Origin of the sequence: Parvibaculum sp. (genome assembly GCF_049672805.1) — a bacterium.
Classification (GTDB): domain Bacteria; phylum Pseudomonadota; class Alphaproteobacteria; order Parvibaculales; family Parvibaculaceae; genus Parvibaculum.
The window spans coordinates 1-2,788 of record NZ_JBATWS010000445.1; the positions used below are offsets into that span (position 1 = coordinate 1).

Annotated in this window: 2 protein-coding genes; both read right to left on the bottom strand. The window is 62.9% G+C overall.

Translation table 11 applies throughout. The features are described from left to right. The coding region (locus WBF74_RS13875) for a PAS domain-containing protein (RefSeq protein WP_424440928.1) at positions 1–2,476 on the bottom strand (2,476 nt) is incomplete at its 3' end. Positions 2,477–2,508: 32 nt separating this feature from the next. Next, the coding region (locus WBF74_RS13880; RefSeq protein WP_424440930.1) for an EscU/YscU/HrcU family type III secretion system export apparatus switch protein at positions 2,509–2,788 on the bottom strand (280 nt) is incomplete at its 5' end.

The following is a 2,788-nucleotide window of genomic DNA, read 5'->3' on the forward strand; positions in this document are numbered from 1 at the left end:
TGGGCAGGAAGTGGAATTCCTGATCGGGGTCGAGATTTTTCGCAAAAGCGTCTTCCGCATAGCCCGACACGAAAATGATGGGAACGCCGGGAAGCAGCGTCTTCAGCTCCCTCGCCATGGTCGGCCCGTCCATATTGGGCATCACCACGTCCGAGACGACGAGATCGATGCGGCCTTCATACTCGCGCACGACGTCAAGCGCGACCTCGCCGCTTTCGGCCTGCAGCACCTCATAACCCCGCGTGCCAAGCGCACGAGCCGCGAAGGTGCGGACGGCATCTTCATCTTCCACCAGCAGGATGGTCCCCTTGCCGGTAAGGTCCGTCATATCGACGGGCGCGGCAGTGGCTGCCGCCTGCTGCTCGGCCTTCTCGGCCGCTGTTTCCACATAGCGCGGCAGATAGATGCGGAAGGTCGTGCCCTTGCCAAGCGTTGAATAGGGGAAAATGAAGCCGCCCGTCTGCTTGATGATGCCATAGACGGTGGAAAGCCCGAGCCCGGTGCCCTTGGAGGGGTCTTTCGTCGTGTAGAAGGGCTCGAAAATCTTGCCGATATTTTCCTTCGGAATGCCCGTGCCCGTATCCGACACCTCGATCAGCACATATTCGGCATGCGGCATCAGCGGATGGTCAAGCGCGCGGCTGTCGTCTTCCGACACGTTGGCCGTTCGGATGGTGAGGCGGCCGCCCTCTGGCATCGCGTCCCGCGCATTGACGGCGAGATTGATGATCACCTGCTCAAGCTGGTTCTGATCGACCTTCACCAGCCCAAGATCGCGCCCATGCACGATGCGCAGTTCCACCTTTTCGGTGAGAAGCCGCGCGAGCAGGTTTTGCAGCTCCGCCAAAGCATCGGTGAGCGACAGCACCTTGGGGCGCAACGTCTGCCGCCGCGAGAAGGCGAGAAGCTGGCGCGTAAGGTTCGCGGCGCGGTTGGCGTTCTGCTTGATCTGAACCACATCGGCGAAAGACGGATCGCCCGCCTGATGGCGCGCGAGAAGAAGATCGCAGAAGCCGATGATCGCGGTGAGCAGATTGTTGAAGTCATGCGCAACGCCGCCCGCAAGCTGGCCGACCGCCTGCATCTTCTGCGACTGGGCGAACTGCATTTCGAGCGATTTCTGCTCTGTCGCGTCGATCAGATAGACAACAGTGGAAGCTTCCGGCCCCATATCGACACGCGCGGCATAGAGCTGCGCTACACGATCCGGGTTGCGTGCAAGGCGAACATCGACAGGCGCGCTGCCCGCCCCGCCCCGCCTTGCATTCTGCATGGCTTCTTCTGCAGCGGCCCGGTCTTCTTCCATCAGAAGATCGGTCAGCCGTGTGCCACGCGACACATCCGACCCCGCATAGGCAACGAAAGAGCGGTTTGCATTGTCGATGCAGCCATCGCCATCCACAGTTGCAATGCCGACAGGCGCATTATTGAAGAAACGGGCAAAGCGCATTTCGGCGTCGCGCGCCGTTTCTTCCGCCTTGTCGCCGGTCGTCCGGTCCAGCACCAGCGCAAAGATGCGCGCCGAACGCCCCGCCTGGCCAACACGCGAGCGCAGGATGCGCATGGGGAGCGCCTTGCCATCCGCGCCCCTGAAATCGACATTAAGCGGCGAAAGCGGCCCTTCCTGCGCCTCCTCGCCATCGGACAGCGCGGAGACTTCGTCCATAAGAAGTTCGCTGAGCTTCGCCCCGCGGTCGATCAGCTTCTGGGAGTCCACGCCAAGCCATTCGCCCAGGCGCTTGTTCATGAACACCAGGGCGCCGTCTTCTTCCATGGCGAAGAAGCCGAAAGGCGCATGTTCGACATAGGCAAGCGCGCGGCGGTTGCGCTTTTCGGCAGCCTTCACGCGCTCGCGTTCCACCGTGATGTCGCGGAACAGCCAGACGGCACCCCCCGCCTGCCCGCCCAGAGGGCGAACCATGGCGCGGTAGATGCGCTCCGCGCCATGCGGTGCGATCACCACATCTTCTTCTGCCGCAAAGCCGGTGCGCGCGGCCTGAGCAAGCCGGAAAGCGATTTCCGCCCCCTCATCCTGCCCGGCGAGCAACCGTTCCACAGGCACGGCGCGCGTTTCGCCAAAGCCGCCGGCAAGATCACGCCAGGCCGGATTGGCAAAGAGGACCACGCCCCTGCGGTCGGTCACATAGCAGGGATCGGGAAGCGCCGTCAGCGCCTCGGCTGCGGCAAGCGGGGAACGGCTCAGCGCATCGGCATTCGTGCCCGAAAGCCCGTAAAGCACGGCGCCGCCAATGGCGACAAGGCCAAGTGCTGTCAGGAGACCCGGCAGCCCGAAAGCATGAACGGATAATGTGTCGAGCAGGGTCGCGGCAATGCCGAAGGCCACAGCGCCGATCACCACCCAGCGGCGCGCGGGAAGCGAGCGGGCGCCATCCAGCGCACGCTCCTGCTCATCCGGGCTATTCAGGCCCGCGACAGTGCCGCTCGCCTCGGCGTAATCGGCCGGCGTTTCGGCCATGCCCTGCTCCCGCTTCCATCTCACTGGCCGAATCACCTCCGGCCACGCCCACCAGTCATCTTAGCCTTAAGACGCATGACATATCCAATGACCTCGGCCACCGCCTTGTAGTGCTCGGGCTTGATCTCCTGATCGATCTCTACCGTCGCATGGAGCGCACGGGCAAGGGGCGGATTCTCGATAATCGGCACATTATGTTCCTGACCGATTTCGCGAATTTTAAAGGCCACGGCATCAACACCCTTGGCCACCACCACAGGCGCGCCCATGCCCTGCTCATATTTGAGCGCGACGGCATAGTGAGTCGGGTTG